This window comes from Rhodococcus sp. UFZ-B548 (genome assembly GCF_903819475.1).
In the GTDB taxonomy this organism is placed as follows: domain Bacteria; phylum Actinomycetota; class Actinomycetes; order Mycobacteriales; family Mycobacteriaceae; genus Rhodococcus_F; species Rhodococcus_F erythropolis.
In genome coordinates, this window is the sequence record NZ_CAIJDS010000016.1 from 98,307 (window position 1) to 114,962 (window position 16,656).

Consider the following 16,656-nt stretch of genomic DNA (forward strand, 5'->3'; position numbering starts at 1 on the left):
GAGGAGTCCGGAGACTCCTCAACCACTCACGGGGTGCGAAGCGCCTTACTTCGAGTAGTACTCGACGATGAGCTGTTCCTGCAGAGCGATGTCGATCTGCGCGCGCTCGGGAAGCTGGTGAACCAGGATCCGCAGACGCGAGCCGACAACCTGCAGCCACCCGGGAACCGGGCGATCGCCGACGGTCTCACGCGCAACCTGGAACGGAAGCGTGGAGAGCGACTTCTCCTTGACATCGATGATGTCGTACTGCGAGACGCGGTAGCTCGGGATGTCGACCTTCTTGTTGTTCACGAGAAGGTGACCGTGCGTGACCAGCTGACGTGCCTGACGGCGCGTGCGAGCGAGGCCTGCGCGGTACACGACGTTGTCGAGACGCGACTCGAGGATGCGAAGCAGGTTCTCGCCGGTCTTGCCGGGGCGGTTGTTCGCCTCCTTGTAGTACAGGCGGAACTGCTTCTCCATGACGCCGTAGGTGAAGCGAGCCTTCTGCTTCTCCTGCAGCTGGAGCAGGTACTCGCTCTCCTTGATACGCGCGCGGCCGTGCTGTCCGGGCGGGTACGGGCGGCGCTCGAATGCCTGGTCGCCTCCAACGAGGTCGACGCGCAGACGACGCGACTTGCGGGTGATGGGTCCGGTATAACGTGCCATTTTCTTCTACCTATCCTTCCCGCTATACCCGACGCCGCTTGGGCGGACGGCAGCCGTTGTGCGGCTGGGGGGTTACATCGGAAATGGTGCCGACCTCGAGGCCAGCAGCCTGGAGGGAACGGATTGCGGTCTCGCGACCGGATCCCGGTCCCTTGACGAAGACGTCAACCTTCTTGACACCGTGCTCCTGCGCCTTACGGGCAGCGCTCTCAGCAGCAAGCTGAGCGGCGAAGGGAGTCGACTTACGCGAACCCTTGAAGCCGACGTGTCCCGAAGACGCCCAGGAAATGACATTTCCGGCGGGGTCCGTGATGGACACGATGGTGTTGTTGAAGGTGCTCTTGATGTGAGCGGCGCCGTGCGGGATGTTCTTCTTATCCCTGCGACGCGTCTTCTGGGTCTTCTTCGGACCGGTGCTACGTGACTTCGGGGGCATTACTTCGCCTTCTTCTTGCCGGCAATGGTGCGCTTCGGACCCTTACGGGTACGGGCGTTGGTCTTGGTGCGCTGACCACGCACGGGCAGACCACGACGGTGGCGCAGGCCCTGGTAGCAGCCGATCTCGATCTTGCGACGGATGTCGGCCTGAACCTCGCGGCGAAGGTCACCCTCGACCTTGAGCGACTCCTCGATGTACTCGCGGAGCTTTGCCAGGTCCTCGTCCGAGAGGTCCTTGCTCCGGAGATCCGGGCTGACGCCGGTGGCGTCAAGGATTTCCTTGGAGCGGGTACGGCCGATGCCGTAGATGTATGTCAGTGCGATCTCCATACGCTTTTCGCGAGGAAGATCAACACCAGAGAGACGTGCCATGGTGGCATTTCCTTATCGGTGTGCGGAGGTCTGCTCCCAGCCCTTCCCCTGTGCCTCTTGCCGAGTACCGACGCCCGAAGGCGCAGATGATCTCATCAACTAACTCAGTGGGGCCCCGGCCTCCGTGCCGGGGGTGAACCATTGTCCGACCTTGGCGATCGGTGAACGATCGCGTGGGGTCTCGTCAACAATGGCTGGTACTGGGAGGTCTTCTTTGCTTGTTGCCAAGCAGATCTTCGAAAAGCTAGATCTAGCCCTGACGCTGCTTGTGACGCAGGTTCTCGCAGATCACCATGACTCGACCGTTACGGCGAATCACTTTGCACTTCTCGCAGATCTTCTTGACGCTCGGCTGAACCTTCACGTCTTCTGATCTCCTGTTTTGTCGCAGCCCGCCGCGATGAACCGCGGCAGACATACTTCTCCCTGACCCAGGTCAGGTCCGGGAAGTTCGTTACTTGTAGCGGTAAACGATGCGTCCGCGCGACAAATCGTAGGGCGAGAGCTCCACGACAACGCGATCTTCCGGGAGGATGCGAATGTAGTGCTGACGCATCTTTCCGCTGATGTGGGCGAGGACCTTGTGGCCATTCTCGAGCTCAATGCGGAACATCGCATTGGGCAGCGGCTCGACTACTCGTCCTTCGACCTCGATGGCCCCGTCTTTCTTAGCCATATCCTCCGCGATCCGTTTGGTTTGGCATGCTTCGTGCATCGGCTTCCGTTACATTGGCACGCAATGGAAAGATCGTCGGCACTTCGGGGGCCCGATCCCGGAGCGATCCGGGCGTAGGCACACGAACTATCGACGCGCATAGCGCACCGCCTAGCCATGTTACGCGATGTAAACGACCAGGCCAAATGCGCCTCCGGTCAGGGTGACGACGCACACCGCTCCCCCATCGAAAAAGTCCCAGCCTCGACATGAGGCTGGGACTTCTCGAACGTGAATCATGCTCGCTGCCAACACTTGTCAGCAACGGCGTCAACTACTCCGGCCGGAGTGTCAGAATCCGCGGACCGTCCTCGGTCACAGCGACAGTGTGTTCCCAGTGCGCCGCACGGGACCCGTCGGTCGTCACAACGGTCCAGTCGTCGTCGAGAATCACCGTGTCGGTGGTGCCGAGCGTGAGCATCGGCTCGATCGCGAGGCACGATCCGACAACCAGTTCAGGACCCTTACCCGGGGCACCTTCATTGGCGAGGAACGGATCCATGTGCATTTCCCGACCGATTCCGTGTCCACCGTATCCGTCGACGATGCCGTAGGAACGACCGTGCAACTTCTCGGCGGCATGAGTACCGACCTCGATCGCGTGCGAAACATCCGTCAGACGGTTACCGGCGATCATCGCCGCGATCCCGGCTTCCATCGAAAGCCGAGTGGCTTCGCTGAGTTCCTGATCGGCGACGCTGATCTCACCGACTCCGAACGTCCAGGCAGAGTCACCGTGCCAACCGTCGAGGATCGCGCCACAGTCGATGGAAACGAGGTCGCCTTCAGCCAGGATGTCCTGAGCTGAAGGGATCCCGTGAACGACGCGATCGTTGACCGAAGAGCAGATCGAACCGGTGAAGCCGTGGTACCCGAGGAACGAGGGCACGGCGCCGGCGTCACGAATGACCGATTCTGCGACCGCGTTCAATTCCAAAGTGCTGACACCGGGCTTTGCCGCAGCGCGCACCGCCACCAGCGCCGAACCCACGATCGCACCGGCAGCAGCCATCGCGTCGAGTTCGCCCGCGGAGCGGAACGGAACAACCTTGCGTTTACGCCCGAAGACCATTACTTACCCAACGCTGCCAGGGCGCGTGCGTTGACCTCTTCGACCTCGCCGATCGCGTCGACGGAGACGATGCTGTCCTTGTAGTAATCGAACAGCGGTGACGTCTCGTCGCGGTAGACCCGGAGTCGGTTGCGAATGACGTCCTCGGTGTCGTCTGCACGACCGCGGGCGAGCATGCGCTCGACCACGATGTCCTCGTCGACAACAAAAGAGAGGACACCGTCGAGCTTGGTGTCGAGATCCTTCAAGATTCCCTCGAGTGCCTGAGCCTGTTCGACCGAGCGCGGAAATCCGTCGAGAAGGAAACCGTTTGCTGCGTCCGGTTCTGCGACGCGAGCCTTCACCATGTCGTTGGTGATCGAACTCGGTACGAGTTCGCCGGCGTCGATGTACTTCTTTGCTTCCACACCGAGAGCGGTGGCCTGACCGATGTTCGCGCGGAAGAGATCACCCGTGGAGATATGGGGAACGCCGAACTTCTCGGACAAGATAGCGGCCTGGGTGCCCTTGCCGGCACCGGGAGGACCAAGGAGGACAAGTCTCACTTGAGGAACCCTTCATAGTTACGCTGCATTAGCTGACTCTCGATCTGCTTCACGGTGTCCAGGCCGACGCTGACCATGATCAGCACCGCGGTGCCACCGAACGGCAGGTTCTGCGCGCCGCCGCCATTCCCGATGTCGAGGAACAGGTTGGGCAGAACAGCAATGGTGCCGAGGTAAATCGCACCCGGAAGGGTGATGCGACTCAGCACGTAGTTGAGGTAGTCCGCGGTCGGCTGACCTGGTCGGATACCGGGGATGAAGCCGCCGAACTTCTTCATCTCGTCGGCGCGCTCTTCGGGATTGAAGGTGATGGCGACGTAGAAGTACGTGAAGAAGACGATCAGGCCGAAGTAGATCGCGATGTACACCGGGTTGGCCGGGTTCACCAGGTAGGTGTTGATGAGGCGCTGCCACCAACTGGGGTCGACCGCTGTACTGGCCGAAGTCAGCTGTGCGATCAAGTTCGGGAGGTACAGCAGTGAAGACGCGAAGATCACCGGGATGACGCCGGCCTGGTTCACCTTCAGAGGCAGGTACGTCGAGGATCCGCCGTACATCTTGCGTCCGACCATCCGCTTTGCGTACTGAACCGGGATCCGGCGCTGACCCTGCTCGACGAAGACGACACCGGCGATGATCAACAGCGCTGCGAGGCAGACGAAGGCGAAGACCAGTGGACCGCGGCTGTCGAGAATCGACTTGCCCTCGCTCGGGATACGCGATGCGATACCGGCGAAGATGAGGAGCGACATACCGTTGCCGGCGCCGCGTTCGGTGATGACCTCGCCGAACCACATGACCATGGCAGCACCGGCAGTCATGACCAGCACGATGATGGCAAGACCGAAGATCGACTTGTCGGCGATGATGTCGTCACAGCCCTGGAGCAACTGTCCGCGTGCCGCAAGAGCGACGATGCCGGTCGACTGCAAGATTGCCAGAGCGATGGACAGGTATCGCGTGTACTGCGTCATCTTGGCCTGACCGGACTGGCCTTCTTTTCGAAGTTCCTCGAACTTCGGGATCACCACGGTCAGCAGCTGCACGATGATGCTTGCCGTGATGTACGGCATGATGCCGATCGCAAAGATCGACATCTGCAGCAGAGCGCCACCGGAGAACAGGTTGATCAGCGAGTAGATACCTGCTGAGTCACCGGAGTTGGCGATATCGATGCACTGACGCACGCGGCCGTAGTCGACACCTGGGGACGGAATGAGAGCGCCGACCCGATACAGAGCCACCAAGCCGAGGGTGAAGAGGATCTTCCGCCTCAGGTCTGGGGTCCTGAGGGCCGAGACGAAGGCGGAAAGCAAAGATCCTCCTGGCACGACGGTAGGGAGACAGATCGTTTGACCTGTCGAACTTTTGAACTCTAACAGTGAGCATTTGGGAACTAAGCGGGCAGACCACGAAAACCGGGTAAGCCGAAGATACATTTGCCACTCGGTGACCAGAATACTGGCCCATCCGAGGCATGCACGACCAATCTGTGACAAGACCTGGTAGACGCCGATGGCCGCAGCGCAGCAAACGCTGCGCTGCGGCCATCGGACTAGCTACGCGTGATTACTCACAGCTCGGTGGCGGAACCACCGGCAGCAGCAATCTTTTCCTTGGCGGAACCGGTGAACTTGTCGACGGTCACCTGAACGGCAACTGTCAGTTCGCCGTCGCCCAGAACCTTGACGAGCTGGTTCTTGCGGACTGCGCCCTTGGCAACGAGATCCTCGACCGTGATTGCTCCACCTTCGGGGAACAGACGGGCGATGTCGCCGACATTGACGACCTGGTACTCGGTGCGGAACGGGTTCGTGAAGCCCTTGAGCTTGGGCAGACGCATGTGAAGCGGCATCTGTCCACCCTCGAAGCCCACGCGCACGGTGTTACGTGCCTTGGTGCCCTTGGTACCGCGACCTGCGGTCTTACCACGCTTGCCGCCCTCACCGCGTCCAACACGAATCTTGTTGGACTTGGATCCCGGAGCGGGGCGCAGGTGGTGCAGTTTGATGGTCATGGTTAGACCTCCTCAACTGTTACGAGGTGGCGCACCACGTTGATCAGACCGCGGTTCTGTGCGTTGTCCTCACGAACAACGGTCTGACGGATGCCCTTGAGACCGAGCGTGCGCAGAGAATCCTTCTGGTTCTGCTTGGTCCCGATGATGCTCTTGATCTGAGTGACCTTGAGATCTGCCATTACTTCACACTCCCAGCAGCCTGTGCGCGAGCGCGAAGCATGCCGGCGGGTGCAACCTCTTCGAGGGTGAGGCCGCGGCGAGCCGCAACTTCCTCGGGACGCTGCAGACCCTTGAGCGCAGCAACGGTCGCATGCACGACGTTGATGGCGTTGTCGCTACCGAGCGACTTCGACAGGATGTCCGCGATACCAGCGCACTCCAGCACGGCGCGCACAGCGCCACCGGCGATAACACCGGTACCGGGGCTTGCCGGGCGAAGCATGACGATGCCGGCAGCAGCCTCACCCTGAACGGGGTGAGTGATGGTGTTGGCGATCATCGGGACACGGAAGAAGCTCTTGCGAGCCTCCTCGACACCCTTCTGGATGGCCGCGGGAACTTCCTTGGCCTTTCCGTAGCCGACGCCGACCAGTCCGTTGCCGTCTCCGACGATCACCAGAGCGGTGAAGCTGAAGCGACGACCACCCTTGACGACCTTGGAAACGCGGTTGATCGTGACAACGCGCTCGATGAACTGTGACTTCTCCGCAGCGTTTCCGCCACGGCCACCGTCGCGACGGTCACGGCCGCCACCACGGTTGTCCCCACGAGCGTTGCTGTTGTCACCGCTGTTGGGGCCATTCTGTCCGGCGGGTCCGCTTCCGCCGTCACGCCTTTGACGTCCCGGCATCAGGCTGTCCTTCCGTTGAAAATGTTGGTCATCAGAACTTCAACCCGCCTTCGCGAGCCGCGTCTGCCAGGGCCGCGATGCGACCGTGGTAGCCGTGTCCGCCGTGGTCGAAGACAACTGCTTCCACGCCGGCAGCCTTGGCGCGCTCGGCGATCAGCTGACCGACCTTCGCGCTCGCAGCCTTCTTGTCGCCTTCTGCCACGCGCACGTCTGCTTCGATGGTCGACGCGGAGGCCAGGGTGTGGCCGGCCAAGTCGTCCACGAGCTGGACGTGGATGTGGCGCGAGGACCGGTTGACGACCAAGCGGGGACGCTCGGGCGTGCCGGAGACCTTCTTGCGGAGACGGAAGTGACGACGCGTCTTCGAGAGACGACGCTTGGTGGACGCATCCTTGCCCAGCGGAATCCGCTTGGCTTTCTGGTTTGCAGTCTGGCTCATATCACTTACCCGTCTTTCCGACCTTGCGGCGGATCTGCTCACCCTCGTAACGCACGCCCTTACCCTTGTACGGGTCCGGACGACGGAGACGACGGATGTTGGCCGAGATCTGCCCGACCTTCTGCTTGTCGATGCCGGACACCGAGAACCGGGTGGGCGACTCGACGACGAAGGTGATGCCTTCAGGAGCCTCGATCGGCACCGGGTGGCTGAAGCCGAGCGCGAACTCGAGGTCCTTGCCCTTCAGTGCCACACGGTAACCAACACCGTGGATCTCCATCTTCTTCGTGTAACCCTCGGTGACACCGGTGATGATGTTCGCAACCAGGGTCCGCGACAGACCGTGCAGCGCGCGGCTACGACGCTCGTCGTCGGGGCGCGTGACGCTCAGCGAGCCGTCCTCTGCCTTTTCGATTGCGATGGGCTCGGAGATGGTCAGCGCGAGGGTGCCCTTGGGACCCTTGACGGTGACATCCTGGCCGCTGATCGTGACGTCAACGCCCGCGGGGACGGTGACCGGAATCTTTCCAATACGCGACATTGTGGTGGCCTCCCTTACCAGACGTAGGCGAGGACTTCCCCGCCTACTCCTTGATTGGCCGCCTGGCGATCGGTGAGCAGACCGGACGACGTGGAGATGATGGCCACGCCGAGGCCTCCGAGGACCTTGGGCAGGTTGGTGGACTTCGCGTAAACCCGGAGACCGGGCTTGGAAACGCGACGCACGCCGGCGAGGCTACGCTCGCGGCTGGGACCGTACTTCAGATCGACGATGAGGGTCTTGCCGACCTCTGCGTCTTCGGTACGGAAATCGGAGATGTAGCCCTCGCGCTTGAGGATCTCGGCGATGTTCGCCTTGATCTTCGAGTGGGGAAGCTTCACCTCATCGTGGTACGCCGTGTTGGCGTTGCGCAGACGCGTCAAGAAGTCTGCGATGGGGTCAGTCATGGTCATAGGTCGACCTCGACACCTTTCTCGCTGTGGTTCCCATGCAACACCGGACGAATCCGATCGTGGGCCTCCAGCAATTCGGCTGGGCCGTCCGACTTGTGTCAGACGGCGTAAGTTACCGCACCGAGCTGAACGCATGCGTCAGCCACGGCAACCGCTCTAGTGTAGGGAACTTTGGCGCAGGTGTCCACCGGGATGCCACGTCAGCTCCCCCACCGCCACCCGAAGGTCGCCGATCGGGAAGGTATCGACGCACCCCGAAATCTGAACTGTTCGTTCGGGACCGAAGAACGACATCGACGAACGATGACTGCTTTCAACCAGAGTCGCAGCGGGACAGTTCTTTTCAGGATCGGCGCGATACACAACTCGATGGAAACCACGAATGGACGTGGGTTCCAAAGGAACCCACGTCCATTCACATGCGTGGTGTGACGAAGCCCGAGGGCCTCAGATCACCAAGAGCTCTTGCGAACTCCGGGAAGCTCGCCGGCGTGAGCCATCTCGCGAACGCAGATACGGCACAAGCCGAACTTGCGGAACACCGAGTGCGGGCGACCGCACCGCTGGCAGCGGGTGTAGGCGCGAACCGCGAACTTGGGCTTCTTGTTGGCCTTGTTGACCAATGCCTTCTTAGCCATGCGCTCAGTTCTCCTTGAACGGGAAGCCGAGGTGCTTGAGCAGTGCACGGCCTTCTTCGTTGTTGGTTGCGGTGGTCACGACGGTGATGTCCATACCGCGGGGGCGATCGATCTTGTCCACGTCGATCTCGTGGAACATCGACTGCTCGTTGAGGCCGAACGTGTAGTTGCCGTTGCCGTCGAACTGGTTGCCCGAGAGACCGCGGAAGTCGCGGATACGGGGCAGAGCGACAGACACGAGGCGGTCCAGGAACTCCCACATGCGGTCGCCACGGAGGGTGACGCGTGCGCCGATGGGCATACCTTCGCGGAGCTTGAACTGCGCGATGGACTTACGTGCCTTGCGGATCTCGGGCTTCTGGCCCGTGATCAGCGACAGGTCATGGACAGCGCCGTTGATCAGCTTGGCGTCACGGGCAGCGTCGCCGACGCCCATGTTGACGACAACCTTGACGACGCCGGGGATCTGCATGACGTTCGAGTAGTCGAACTCGCTGTTGAGCGCGTCCTTGATCTCAGCGCGGTAGCGTGCCTTGAGGCGCGGCTGGACCTTGTTTTCGGTGGAGGTCATGTCAGATGTCCTTCCCGTTCTTCCGGGAAATCCGAACGCGCTTGCCGGACTCTTCGTCGGTGCGGTAGCCCACGCGGGTGGGGTTTCCGTCCGAGTCGACGACTGCAACGTTGGAAACGTGGATCGGGGCTTCCTGCGTGACGATGCCGCCGGAGGATGCTCCGCGCTCGTTCGCGGAAACCGCGGTGTGCTTCTTGATTCGGTTCACGCCTTCGACGAGGACCTTGTCGGTCGCGGGGTAGGCCTGAATGACCTTGCCCTTCGCGCCCTTGTCCTTGCCGGCGATGACCAGAACGGTGTCACCCTTGTGCACCTTCATCACAGCACCTCCGGGGCAAGCGAAACGATCTTCATGAACTTCTTCTCGCGCAGCTCACGGCCGACGGGTCCGAAGATGCGGGTTCCACGGGGATCACTGTCAGCCTTGATGAGCACTGCAGCGTTCTCGTCGAACTTGATGTAGGAACCGTCCGGACGACGGCGCTCCTTGGTCGTGCGAACGATGACGGCCTTGACGACCTCACCCTTCTTGATGTTTCCACCGGGGATTGCGTCCTTGACGGTGGCGACGATGACGTCACCGATCCCGGCGTAGCGACGTGACGAACCGCCGAGAACGCGGATGCAAAGGATTTCCTTGGCACCCGTGTTATCAGCGACGCGAACTCGCGACTCCTGCTGAATCACTTGATCTCCCTAGACCTGGAATTTCGTGCGCAACGGATTACCGACCCGGTGCGCGCGGTCATTGTTGCCACCTGCGTCGTGTCTGAGCTGCAGTCCCACCGACTGACGTCGGGAGACGATCACTGCAAGCACCGTTCGAGCTGCGCACGTGAAGACACACCTCTGCCACAGGCAACCGTTCTATTGTAGGGAAGGGTTCACCGAATACCAAATCAGCCGTACTCGACGCAACTCGAGCCCTTCGCCCGGAAAGCCCCGAAAGCCCCCCGAAAGCCCCCGGAAAGCCGAATGGCCCACTCCCCCAAGGGGAAGCGGGCCATTCGGTGATACTCGATCAGCTCGAGGATTCGATCAGGCTTACTTGGCCTTTTCGAGGACCTCGACCAGACGCCAGTGCTTCGTCGCGGACAGCGGACGGGTTTCCATCAGCTGAACGCGGTCGCCGACGCCGGCAACGCCGTTCTCGTCGTGCGCCTTCACCTTGGTCGTACGGCGGATGATCTTGCCGTAGAGCTTGTGCTTGACGCGGTCTTCGAGCTCGACCACGATCGTCTTTTCCATCTTGTCGGACACGACGTATCCGACACGGACCTTACGGCTCGCGCGCTCTTCTGTGCTCACTGCTTTTTCCTCACTCATGCCGCGTCACCTGCATCCGGACCCACAGCGAGTCCGAGCTCACGCTCACGCAGGACGGTGTAGATGCGCGCGATCTCGTGACGAACGGTGCGCAGTCGTCGGTTGTTGTCCATCTGGCCGGTAGCCATCTGGAAACGAAGGTTGAAAAGCTCTTCCTTCGACTCACGGAGCCGGGTGACCAGCTCGTCTTCACTGAGCTCGCGGAGCTCTGCTGCTGGGGTTCCAGTAGCCATCAGAACTGCTCCTCTCTGGTCACGATCCGGCACTTGCACGGGAGCTTGTGCATCGCGCGGCGCAGGGCCTCACGAGCAATCTCCTCGTTGGGGTATGTCATCTCGAACAGAACGCGTCCGGGCTTGACGTTGGCAATCCACCACTCGGGCGAACCCTTACCGGAACCCATTCGGGTTTCGGCCGGCTTCTTCGTGAGGGGGCGATCCGGGAAGATGTTGATCCAGATCTTGCCGCCACGCTTGATGTGCCGAGTCATGGCGATACGAGCGGACTCGATCTGCCGGTTGGTGATGTAGGCAGGCTCGAGAGCCTGGATGCCGTAGTCACCGAAGGTCACCTGGGTACCGCCCTTGGCGGCACCCGAACGGCTCGGGTGGTGCTGCTTGCGGTGCTTGACCCGCCGTGGGATCAACATGCGTCAGCCCTCCTGATTCTGTTCAGTTGCGGGAGCATCGGCGGTTGCGGTCGCTGCGCGGCCGGCCTCGGTGCTGGTCGCAGTGGTACCGGTGGCACCGGAACGACGCGGACGGCTCGGACGCTCACGACGCGGGCGATCCCCGGCCGGTGCGGCCGTGTTGGCGGCGAGCTCACGCTTGCCACCGACGATGTCGCCCTTGTAGATCCAGACCTTGACGCCGATGCGACCGAAGGTGGTCTTGGCCTCGTAGAGGCCGTAGTCGATGTCCGCACGAAGCGTGTGCAGCGGCACACGGCCTTCGCGGTAGAACTCCGACCGGGACATCTCGGCGCCGCCGAGACGACCGGAGCACTGAACGCGGATTCCCTTGACGTTGGGCTGACGCATGGCCGACTGGATGGCCTTGCGCATTGCACGACGGAAGGCAACGCGGTTCGAGAGCTGCTCGGCCACACCCTGTGCGACGAGCTGTGCTTCAGCTTCTGCGTTCTTGACCTCGAGGATGTTCAGCTGAACCTGCTTGCCGGTCAGCTTCTCGAGCTCGGAGCGGATGCGATCGGCTTCGGCGCCGCGGCGGCCGATGACGATGCCCGGACGTGCAGTGTGGATGTCCACGCGAACACGGTCACGGGTGCGCTCGATTTCGACCTTCGCGATTCCTGCGCGCTCCATGCCGGTGGCGAGGAGCTTACGGATCGCGACGTCTTCCTTGACGTACTCCGCGTACTGCTTGTCTGCGTACCAGCGAGACTTCCAGTCGGTGGTGATGCCGAGACGGAAGCCGTGCGGGTTGATTTTCTGGCCCACTACTGAGCACTTCCCTTCCGGCGATTACGGGTCGATGTTCCGGTCTTCGGCAGGCTCTCCACGATCACGGTGATGTGACTGGTGCGCTTGCGAATACGGAACGCACGTCCCTGTGCACGCGGCTGGAACCGCTTGAGGGTCGCGCCCTCGTCCACGAACGCCGTAGCAACGACAAGCGTGCTGGGGTCGAGGTCGAGGTTGTTCTCGGCGTTGGCTGCTGCGGAGGCGATCACCTTGGCGACCGGCTCGCTCGCTGCCTGCGGCGCGAACTTCAGGATGTTCAGGGCGTCTTCAACCGAGCGCCCGCGGACCAGGTCCACAACTCGACGTGCCTTCATCGGCGTAACGCGAACGTGCTTCGCTACAGCCTTGGCAGTCGGGTTGGCGGTTTCGGTGTTGCTCATCGCCTCTTCGCCTTCCGATCATCCTTGATGTGACCCTTGAACGTGCGGGTCGGTGCAAACTCTCCGAGCTTGTGTCCGACCATGGAGTCGGAAACGAACACGGGGACGTGTTTGCGGCCGTCGTGAACTGCAAACGTGTGGCCGATGAAGTCCGGGATGATTGTCGAACGACGGGACCAGGTCTTGATGACCTGCTTGGTTCCCTTTTCGTTCTGTACATCCACCTTCGCGAGGAGGTGGTCATCGACGAACGGGCCCTTCTTAAGGCTGCGTGGCATCCTTCACTCCCTCCTAGCGCTTGTTCTTGCCGGTGCGGCGGCGACGGACGATCATCTTGTCGCTTGCCTTGTTCTTGCGGGTACGGCCTTCAGGCTTACCCCACGGGCTGACCGGGTGGCGTCCACCTGAGGTCTTGCCCTCGCCGCCACCGTGCGGGTGGTCGACCGGGTTCATCACGACACCACGAACGGTCGGGCGCTTGCCCTTCCAACGCATACGGCCGGCCTTGCCCCAGTTGATGTTCGACTGCTCGGCGTTGCCGACCTCGCCGACGGATGCGCGGCAGCGCACGTCGACGCGACGGATTTCACCGGAAGGCATACGCAGCGTGGCGTAGCTGCCTTCCTTACCGAGGAGCTGGATGCTGGCGCCTGCGGAACGAGCCATCTTGGCTCCGCCGCCGGGACGCAGTTCCACACCGTGGATGGTGGTACCAGTCGGAATGTTGCGCAGCGGCAGGTTGTTGCCCGGCTTGATGTCGGCGCCTGCACCGGACTCGACCGGTGAACCCTGCACCAGGCCCTTGGGGGCGATGATGTAGCGCTTCTCACCGTCTGCGTAATGCAGGAGTGCGATGTTTGCTGTGCGGTTGGGGTCGTACTCGATGTGAGCGACCTTTGCCGGGATGCCGTCCTTGTCGTTGCGACGGAAATCGATCAGTCGGTACGCACGCTTGTGTCCGCCACCCTTGTGACGGGTGGTGATACGACCGTGTGCGTTACGTCCACCGCGACCGTGCAGCGGGCGAACCAGCGACTTCTCGGGGGTTGACCGAGTGATCTCGGCGAAGTCCGAGACGCTCGAGCCACGACGGCCCGGTGTTGTCGGCTTGTACTTACGGATTGCCATGAGTCTTCTCGTCCTCTATGTCTCGTCAAGTCCCGGCGCTTACGCGACCGGTCCTCCGAAGATCTCGATGGGCTTGCTGTCAGCGGACAGGGTCACGAGCGCGCGCTTGGTGTCCTTGCGCTTGCCGTAACCGAATCGGGTCCGCTTACGCTTGCCCTGACGGTTGGCGGTGTTGACGCTGGTCACCTTGACGCCGAAGACCTTCTCGACGGCAATCTTGATCTGCGTCTTGTTCGAGTCCGGGTGCACCAGGAAGGTGTAGGTGCCTTCCTCGATCAGTCCGTAGGACTTCTCGGAGATGACCGGAGCGAGCAGGATGTCGCGGGGGTCAGCGATGGTGCTCACTTGGCGTCCTCCTTGTTCTGAGCGCTCTCTGCGGGCCCGTGGATGAACGCGTTGAGTGCCTCGACGCTGAACACGACATCGTCTGCATTGAGCACGTCGTAGGTGTTGAGCTGGTCGGGTGCAATGGGATGCACGCCTTCCAGGTTCTGCACGCTCTTCCAAGCGGCTACATCCTGGCGACCCACGACGAGCAGCAGCTTCTTGCGATCCGAAATCTCGCCGAGGAACGCGATTGCGCCCTTGGTCGAAGGCGTCTGCCCTGCAACCAGTTCGGTGATGACGTGGATGCGCTCGTTGCGTGCGCGGTCAGAGAGGGCTCCGCGAAGAGCGGCTGCCTTCATCTTCTTGGGGGTGCGCTGGCTGTAGTCACGCGGCTGCGGGCCGTGAACGGTTCCGCCGCCGACGAACTGCGGTGCGCGAGTCGAGCCCTGGCGTGCGCGGCCGGTGCCCTTCTGGCGGTACGGCTTCTTGCCACCGCCGCGGACGTCGCCGCGGGTCTTGGTGGAGTGGGTTCCCTGACGAGCAGCTGCGAGCTGCGCGACGACAACCTGATGGAGAAGCGCGATGTTGGCCGGAGCGTCGAAGATCTCAGCGGGGAGATCGACGGTGCCGTTGGTCTTGCCGCCGGCGACCTTGACGTCCAGGGTCAACTTGGTCTCGGTGCTGGTCATGCCCGTGCACCACCCTTCACTGCACTCTTGACGATCACGAGGCCGCCCTTGCGGCCGGGGATCGCACCCTTGATCAGCAGCAGGCCGTTCTCTGCATCCACCTTGTGGACCGAGAGGTTCTGCGTCGTGATGCGGTCGCTACCCATGCGTCCGGACATGCGCATGCCCTTGAACACGCGGCCGGGAGTTGCACAGCCACCGATGGAGCCCGGGCGACGGTGAACAGCCTGGGTACCGTGCGACGCGCCCTGTCCCTTGAAGCCGTGACGCTTCATGGTTCCGGCGAAGCCCTTGCCCTTGCTGGTTCCGGTGACGTCGACGTATGCGCCGTCCTCGAAGACCTCGGCGGTGAGCTCCTGGCCGACCTCGTAGTCGGAGGTGTCCGCAACGCGGAGCTCCACTACGTGGCGACGCGGGGTCACACCAGCCTTGGTGAACTGGCCGGAAGTCGGCTTGTTCACCTTGCGCGGGTCGATGGCGCCGAACGCGAGCTGAACGGCGCTGTAGCCGTCACGCTCTTCGGTACGGATCTGGGTTACGACGTTCGGCCCAGCCTTCACGACGGTGACCGGGACAACCCGGTTGTTCTCGTCGAAGACCTGGGTCATGCCGAGCTTGGTGCCCAGGATTCCCTTGATCTTGGTATCAGTCATTGTTTTTGTCTCCGCCGTCACTGAATGTTCACGTCGACACTGGCCGGAAGGTCGATGCGCATGAGCGCGTCAACCGTCTTCGGCGTCGGGTCGAGAATGTCGATCAGCCGCTTGTGAGTACGCATCTCGAAGTGCTCGCGCGAGTCCTTGTACTTGTGCGGCGAGCGGATGACGCAATATACGTTCTTCTCGGTCGGCAACGGCACAGGTCCAACGACGCGGGCACCCGTACGGGTTACCGTCTCGACGATCTTGCGCGCTGACGCGTCGATCGCCTCGTGGTCGTAGGCCTTGAGCCTGATGCGGATCTTTTGTCCCGCCACGCTTAGTGTCCTTTTCTTGCCGCGTTTCGTAGCCCGCCTGGTCAGGCTCGAGCTACCTCGTCTGCACAGTCCTTGCCTGGACGATGACACGACGAACACTGAAGCGATCGGGACCAAGTCCGAAAGTTCGGAAGACCGTGTTAGCGGTAAACCGAGCATCGGATCAGATCAGGATCTGCTGCCGCTGTTCGTTTGTCATTGTTCTCCGGTACACGCGGTCGGGCGTGTCGCCTTCTCACTCATCCTGCGCCGGACAATCTTTCGATCATCTGGCGCGTGATGCGTACCGGACGTGTTCGATGTCGAACACAAAGTAGGTACTGCTTCCGTCCTGCATTACTTCTCGTCTTGCATGTCTTGCATGGTCACAGTCGTTGACCCGATTACCCTGACGGGATCTGCGATCGATCGTCTGTGACGTCTTACCCTTACCCGATCACGGCCGCAAACGACCGCGTCCCGGACAAGGCAACCCGACCAGTATGCCGTACCTGGCCCGATTCCTCAACTCCCCCGAACCAGCCTTTCCGAGTGAGCTGCGCGACAACAACCTTACTCAGAAGTAAGATAGGCCGATGACTACTTCCAGCCCCACCTATCGCGGATGGCAGAAATTGCCGGACAACGCCCTCGGACATGCAGTTTTCTCGGCGGCGATGTCCATTCGCGTGCCCTACTTCGCCTCCGTTCTCCCCCGGGTGACCAAGTTGGAACCGGGACTGTGCGAGGTCCGCTCCCCCAAATGGTGGGGCGTCCACAACCATCTCGGCACTTTTCACGCGATCGCAGCATGCAATCTCGCGGAGGTCGCAATGGGCATGCTGAGCGAAGCGACGGTTCCGAACTCGCACCGCTGGATCCCCAAGTCCATGAAGGTCGACTACCTCGCCAAGGCCGAGACCGGCCTGCGGGCGGTCGCCCGACTCGAGACTTTGCCGGACTTCGCGGCGATCGAGAGTGGCACGGAACTTCTCGTTCCCATCTCGATCTTCGACCGGGGCGGCAAGGAAGTAGTCCACGCCGAAATCACCACCTGGGTCTCCCCCAAGTAGGCACTCACGAACCCGCCTGCATCGCAACCT

At 61.8% G+C, this 16,656-nt stretch carries 30 protein-coding genes; 1 reads left to right on the forward strand and 29 read right to left on the reverse strand.

The genetic code is table 11. From position 1 onward, the window contains the following. Positions 1 to 45: 45 nt before the first annotated feature. The 29 genes from rpsD to rpsJ form a co-directional block, all read right to left on the reverse strand. Positions 46 to 651, reverse strand: coding sequence for a 30S ribosomal protein S4 (gene rpsD, locus H7C86_RS16040; protein WP_003940769.1), 606 nt, complete (start codon positions 649 to 651; stop codon positions 46 to 48). 22 nt (positions 652 to 673) lie between these two features. Beyond that, positions 674 to 1,087: a 30S ribosomal protein S11 gene (rpsK, locus tag H7C86_RS16045; RefSeq protein WP_003940683.1), complete on the reverse strand. Its 414-nt coding sequence runs from the start codon at positions 1,085 to 1,087 to the stop codon at positions 674 to 676. Continuing rightward, positions 1,087 to 1,461 carry a 30S ribosomal protein S13 gene (gene rpsM, locus H7C86_RS16050; protein WP_003940834.1) on the reverse strand — a complete coding sequence of 125 codons (375 nt, stop codon included), beginning with the start codon at positions 1,459 to 1,461 and terminating at the stop codon, positions 1,087 to 1,089. Before rpsM ends, rpsK begins: the two co-directional genes overlap by 1 nt. A gap of 250 nt (positions 1,462 to 1,711) precedes the next feature. After that, a complete protein-coding gene (rpmJ, locus tag H7C86_RS16055) occupies positions 1,712 to 1,825 on the reverse strand; it encodes a 50S ribosomal protein L36 (protein ID WP_003938068.1) in 114 nt (37 codons plus the stop codon). A gap of 90 nt (positions 1,826 to 1,915) precedes the next feature. Then, positions 1,916 to 2,137: a translation initiation factor IF-1 gene (gene infA / locus H7C86_RS16060; protein WP_003418601.1), complete on the reverse strand. Its 222-nt coding sequence runs from the start codon at positions 2,135 to 2,137 to the stop codon at positions 1,916 to 1,918. Between the two features lie 313 nt (positions 2,138 to 2,450). Next, positions 2,451 to 3,248 carry a type I methionyl aminopeptidase gene (map, locus tag H7C86_RS16065; protein ID WP_003940806.1) on the reverse strand — a complete coding sequence of 266 codons (798 nt, stop codon included), beginning with the start codon at positions 3,246 to 3,248 and terminating at the stop codon, positions 2,451 to 2,453. Continuing rightward, on the reverse strand, positions 3,248 to 3,793 hold the full coding sequence (locus tag H7C86_RS16070) for an adenylate kinase (RefSeq protein WP_003940868.1): 546 nt from the start codon (positions 3,791 to 3,793) through the stop codon (positions 3,248 to 3,250). The genes map and H7C86_RS16070 overlap by 1 nt, the downstream gene beginning before the upstream one ends. Continuing rightward, entirely contained in the window at positions 3,790 to 5,109 is a 1,320-nt protein-coding gene (gene secY / locus H7C86_RS16075) for a preprotein translocase subunit SecY (protein WP_182261818.1), read from the reverse strand. The genes H7C86_RS16070 and secY overlap by 4 nt, the downstream gene beginning before the upstream one ends. 257 nt (positions 5,110 to 5,366) lie before the next feature. Further along, entirely contained in the window at positions 5,367 to 5,810 is a 444-nt protein-coding gene (gene rplO / locus H7C86_RS16080) for a 50S ribosomal protein L15 (RefSeq protein WP_019747555.1), read from the reverse strand. A 2-nt stretch (positions 5,811 to 5,812) separates the two neighbouring features. Beyond that, the gene (gene rpmD, locus H7C86_RS16085; protein WP_003940751.1) at positions 5,813 to 5,992 is read right to left on the reverse strand and encodes a 50S ribosomal protein L30; all 180 of its coding nucleotides are present in this window, start codon (positions 5,990 to 5,992) and stop codon (positions 5,813 to 5,815) included. After that, positions 5,992 to 6,663 carry a 30S ribosomal protein S5 gene (rpsE, locus tag H7C86_RS16090; RefSeq protein ID WP_003940718.1) on the reverse strand — a complete coding sequence of 224 codons (672 nt, stop codon included), beginning with the start codon at positions 6,661 to 6,663 and terminating at the stop codon, positions 5,992 to 5,994. The genes rpmD and rpsE overlap by 1 nt, the downstream gene beginning before the upstream one ends. Before the next feature lie 31 nt (positions 6,664 to 6,694). Continuing rightward, positions 6,695 to 7,102, reverse strand: a complete 408-nt coding sequence (rplR, locus tag H7C86_RS16095) for a 50S ribosomal protein L18 (RefSeq protein ID WP_003940996.1) — start codon at positions 7,100 to 7,102, stop codon at positions 6,695 to 6,697. 1 nt (position 7,103) lies between these two features. Then, on the reverse strand, positions 7,104 to 7,643 hold the full coding sequence (gene rplF, locus H7C86_RS16100; protein ID WP_003940970.1) for a 50S ribosomal protein L6: 540 nt from the start codon (positions 7,641 to 7,643) through the stop codon (positions 7,104 to 7,106). Between the two features lie 14 nt (positions 7,644 to 7,657). Next, positions 7,658 to 8,056, reverse strand: a complete 399-nt coding sequence (gene rpsH / locus H7C86_RS16105) for a 30S ribosomal protein S8 (RefSeq protein ID WP_003940873.1) — start codon at positions 8,054 to 8,056, stop codon at positions 7,658 to 7,660. Between the two features lie 452 nt (positions 8,057 to 8,508). Then, positions 8,509 to 8,694: a type Z 30S ribosomal protein S14 gene (locus tag H7C86_RS16110; RefSeq protein ID WP_003940698.1), complete on the reverse strand. Its 186-nt coding sequence runs from the start codon at positions 8,692 to 8,694 to the stop codon at positions 8,509 to 8,511. 4 nt (positions 8,695 to 8,698) lie between these two features. Then, positions 8,699 to 9,265: a 50S ribosomal protein L5 gene (rplE, locus tag H7C86_RS16115; RefSeq protein WP_003940924.1), complete on the reverse strand. Its 567-nt coding sequence runs from the start codon at positions 9,263 to 9,265 to the stop codon at positions 8,699 to 8,701. A 1-nt stretch (position 9,266) separates the two neighbouring features. Next, positions 9,267 to 9,584 (reverse strand): 50S ribosomal protein L24, encoded by a 318-nt coding sequence (rplX, locus tag H7C86_RS16120; protein ID WP_003941019.1) that lies wholly within the window; start codon positions 9,582 to 9,584, stop codon positions 9,267 to 9,269. Beyond that, positions 9,584 to 9,952, reverse strand: coding sequence for a 50S ribosomal protein L14 (gene rplN, locus H7C86_RS16125; RefSeq protein WP_003940951.1), 369 nt, complete (start codon positions 9,950 to 9,952; stop codon positions 9,584 to 9,586). Before rplN ends, rplX begins: the two co-directional genes overlap by 1 nt. A 357-nt stretch (positions 9,953 to 10,309) precedes the next feature. Then, on the reverse strand, positions 10,310 to 10,591 hold the full coding sequence (gene rpsQ / locus H7C86_RS16130; RefSeq protein WP_003941020.1) for a 30S ribosomal protein S17: 282 nt from the start codon (positions 10,589 to 10,591) through the stop codon (positions 10,310 to 10,312). After that, positions 10,588 to 10,824, reverse strand: coding sequence for a 50S ribosomal protein L29 (gene rpmC / locus H7C86_RS16135; protein ID WP_003940734.1), 237 nt, complete (start codon positions 10,822 to 10,824; stop codon positions 10,588 to 10,590). The genes rpsQ and rpmC overlap by 4 nt, the downstream gene beginning before the upstream one ends. After that, positions 10,824 to 11,240, reverse strand: a complete 417-nt coding sequence (rplP, locus tag H7C86_RS16140) for a 50S ribosomal protein L16 (protein WP_003940899.1) — start codon at positions 11,238 to 11,240, stop codon at positions 10,824 to 10,826. Before rplP ends, rpmC begins: the two co-directional genes overlap by 1 nt. Before the next feature lie 3 nt (positions 11,241 to 11,243). Then, a complete protein-coding gene (gene rpsC, locus H7C86_RS16145; protein ID WP_003941003.1) occupies positions 11,244 to 12,050 on the reverse strand; it encodes a 30S ribosomal protein S3 in 807 nt (268 codons plus the stop codon). Beyond that, the gene (rplV, locus tag H7C86_RS16150) at positions 12,050 to 12,454 is read right to left on the reverse strand and encodes a 50S ribosomal protein L22 (RefSeq protein ID WP_003940717.1); all 405 of its coding nucleotides are present in this window, start codon (positions 12,452 to 12,454) and stop codon (positions 12,050 to 12,052) included. Before rplV ends, rpsC begins: the two co-directional genes overlap by 1 nt. Beyond that, positions 12,451 to 12,732, reverse strand: coding sequence for a 30S ribosomal protein S19 (gene rpsS, locus H7C86_RS16155; RefSeq protein ID WP_003940820.1), 282 nt, complete (start codon positions 12,730 to 12,732; stop codon positions 12,451 to 12,453). The genes rplV and rpsS overlap by 4 nt, the downstream gene beginning before the upstream one ends. A 13-nt stretch (positions 12,733 to 12,745) precedes the next feature. Next, complete coding sequence (gene rplB / locus H7C86_RS16160; protein WP_003940895.1) at positions 12,746 to 13,582, reverse strand: 50S ribosomal protein L2; 837 nt, start codon at positions 13,580 to 13,582, stop codon at positions 12,746 to 12,748. A 39-nt stretch (positions 13,583 to 13,621) separates the two neighbouring features. Beyond that, positions 13,622 to 13,927 (reverse strand): 50S ribosomal protein L23, encoded by a 306-nt coding sequence (gene rplW / locus H7C86_RS16165; RefSeq protein ID WP_003940990.1) that lies wholly within the window; start codon positions 13,925 to 13,927, stop codon positions 13,622 to 13,624. Then, complete coding sequence (rplD, locus tag H7C86_RS16170; protein WP_003940723.1) at positions 13,924 to 14,598, reverse strand: 50S ribosomal protein L4; 675 nt, start codon at positions 14,596 to 14,598, stop codon at positions 13,924 to 13,926. The genes rplW and rplD overlap by 4 nt, the downstream gene beginning before the upstream one ends. Next, positions 14,595 to 15,251, reverse strand: coding sequence for a 50S ribosomal protein L3 (gene rplC / locus H7C86_RS16175; RefSeq protein ID WP_003940826.1), 657 nt, complete (start codon positions 15,249 to 15,251; stop codon positions 14,595 to 14,597). Before rplC ends, rplD begins: the two co-directional genes overlap by 4 nt. Positions 15,252 to 15,268: 17 nt before the next feature. Further along, complete coding sequence (rpsJ, locus tag H7C86_RS16180) at positions 15,269 to 15,574, reverse strand: 30S ribosomal protein S10 (RefSeq protein WP_003938093.1); 306 nt, start codon at positions 15,572 to 15,574, stop codon at positions 15,269 to 15,271. A gap of 575 nt (positions 15,575 to 16,149) precedes the next feature. Here rpsJ and H7C86_RS16185 point away from each other — a divergent pair. Beyond that, positions 16,150 to 16,626: a hotdog fold domain-containing protein gene (locus H7C86_RS16185; protein WP_003940943.1), complete on the forward strand. Its 477-nt coding sequence runs from the start codon at positions 16,150 to 16,152 to the stop codon at positions 16,624 to 16,626. The last annotated feature ends 30 nt before the right edge of the window (positions 16,627 to 16,656 follow it).

Excerpts from the sequence above, each read along its gene's own strand:
- rpsD (WP_003940769.1), bottom strand. The coding sequence starts at position 651 with ATGGCACGTTATACCGGACCCATCACCCGCAAGTCGCGTCGTCTGCGC.
- rpsK (WP_003940683.1), bottom strand. The coding sequence starts at position 1,087 with ATGCCCCCGAAGTCACGTAGCACCGGTCCGAAGAAGACCCAGAAGACG.
- rpsM (WP_003940834.1), bottom strand. The coding sequence starts at position 1,461 with ATGGCACGTCTCTCTGGTGTTGATCTTCCTCGCGAAAAGCGTATGGAG.
- infA (WP_003418601.1), bottom strand. The coding sequence starts at position 2,137 with ATGGCTAAGAAAGACGGGGCCATCGAGGTCGAAGGACGAGTAGTCGAG.
- map (WP_003940806.1), bottom strand. The coding sequence starts at position 3,248 with ATGGTCTTCGGGCGTAAACGCAAGGTTGTTCCGTTCCGCTCCGCGGGC.
- rplO (WP_019747555.1), bottom strand. The coding sequence starts at position 5,810 with ATGACCATCAAACTGCACCACCTGCGCCCCGCTCCGGGATCCAAGTCC.
- rpmD (WP_003940751.1), bottom strand. The coding sequence starts at position 5,992 with ATGGCAGATCTCAAGGTCACTCAGATCAAGAGCATCATCGGGACCAAG.
- rpsE (WP_003940718.1), bottom strand. The coding sequence starts at position 6,663 with ATGCCGGGACGTCAAAGGCGTGACGGCGGAAGCGGACCCGCCGGACAG.
- rplR (WP_003940996.1), bottom strand. The coding sequence starts at position 7,102 with ATGAGCCAGACTGCAAACCAGAAAGCCAAGCGGATTCCGCTGGGCAAG.
- rplF (WP_003940970.1), bottom strand. The coding sequence starts at position 7,643 with ATGTCGCGTATTGGAAAGATTCCGGTCACCGTCCCCGCGGGCGTTGAC.
- rpsH (WP_003940873.1), bottom strand. The coding sequence starts at position 8,056 with ATGACCATGACTGACCCCATCGCAGACTTCTTGACGCGTCTGCGCAAC.
- H7C86_RS16110 (WP_003940698.1), bottom strand. The coding sequence starts at position 8,694 with ATGGCTAAGAAGGCATTGGTCAACAAGGCCAACAAGAAGCCCAAGTTC.
- rplE (WP_003940924.1), bottom strand. The coding sequence starts at position 9,265 with ATGACCTCCACCGAAAACAAGGTCCAGCCGCGCCTCAAGGCACGCTAC.
- rplX (WP_003941019.1), bottom strand. The coding sequence starts at position 9,584 with ATGAAGGTGCACAAGGGTGACACCGTTCTGGTCATCGCCGGCAAGGAC.
- rpsQ (WP_003941020.1), bottom strand. The coding sequence starts at position 10,591 with ATGAGTGAGGAAAAAGCAGTGAGCACAGAAGAGCGCGCGAGCCGTAAG.
- rpmC (WP_003940734.1), bottom strand. The coding sequence starts at position 10,824 with ATGGCTACTGGAACCCCAGCAGCAGAGCTCCGCGAGCTCAGTGAAGAC.
- rplP (WP_003940899.1), bottom strand. The coding sequence starts at position 11,240 with ATGTTGATCCCACGGCGGGTCAAGCACCGCAAGCAGCACCACCCGAGC.
- rplV (WP_003940717.1), bottom strand. The coding sequence starts at position 12,454 with ATGAGCAACACCGAAACCGCCAACCCGACTGCCAAGGCTGTAGCGAAG.
- rpsS (WP_003940820.1), bottom strand. The coding sequence starts at position 12,732 with ATGCCACGCAGCCTTAAGAAGGGCCCGTTCGTCGATGACCACCTCCTC.
- rplB (WP_003940895.1), bottom strand. The coding sequence starts at position 13,582 with ATGGCAATCCGTAAGTACAAGCCGACAACACCGGGCCGTCGTGGCTCG.
- rplD (WP_003940723.1), bottom strand. The coding sequence starts at position 14,598 with ATGACCAGCACCGAGACCAAGTTGACCCTGGACGTCAAGGTCGCCGGC.
- rplC (WP_003940826.1), bottom strand. The coding sequence starts at position 15,251 with ATGACTGATACCAAGATCAAGGGAATCCTGGGCACCAAGCTCGGCATG.
- H7C86_RS16185 (WP_003940943.1), top strand. The coding sequence starts at position 16,150 with ATGACTACTTCCAGCCCCACCTATCGCGGATGGCAGAAATTGCCGGAC.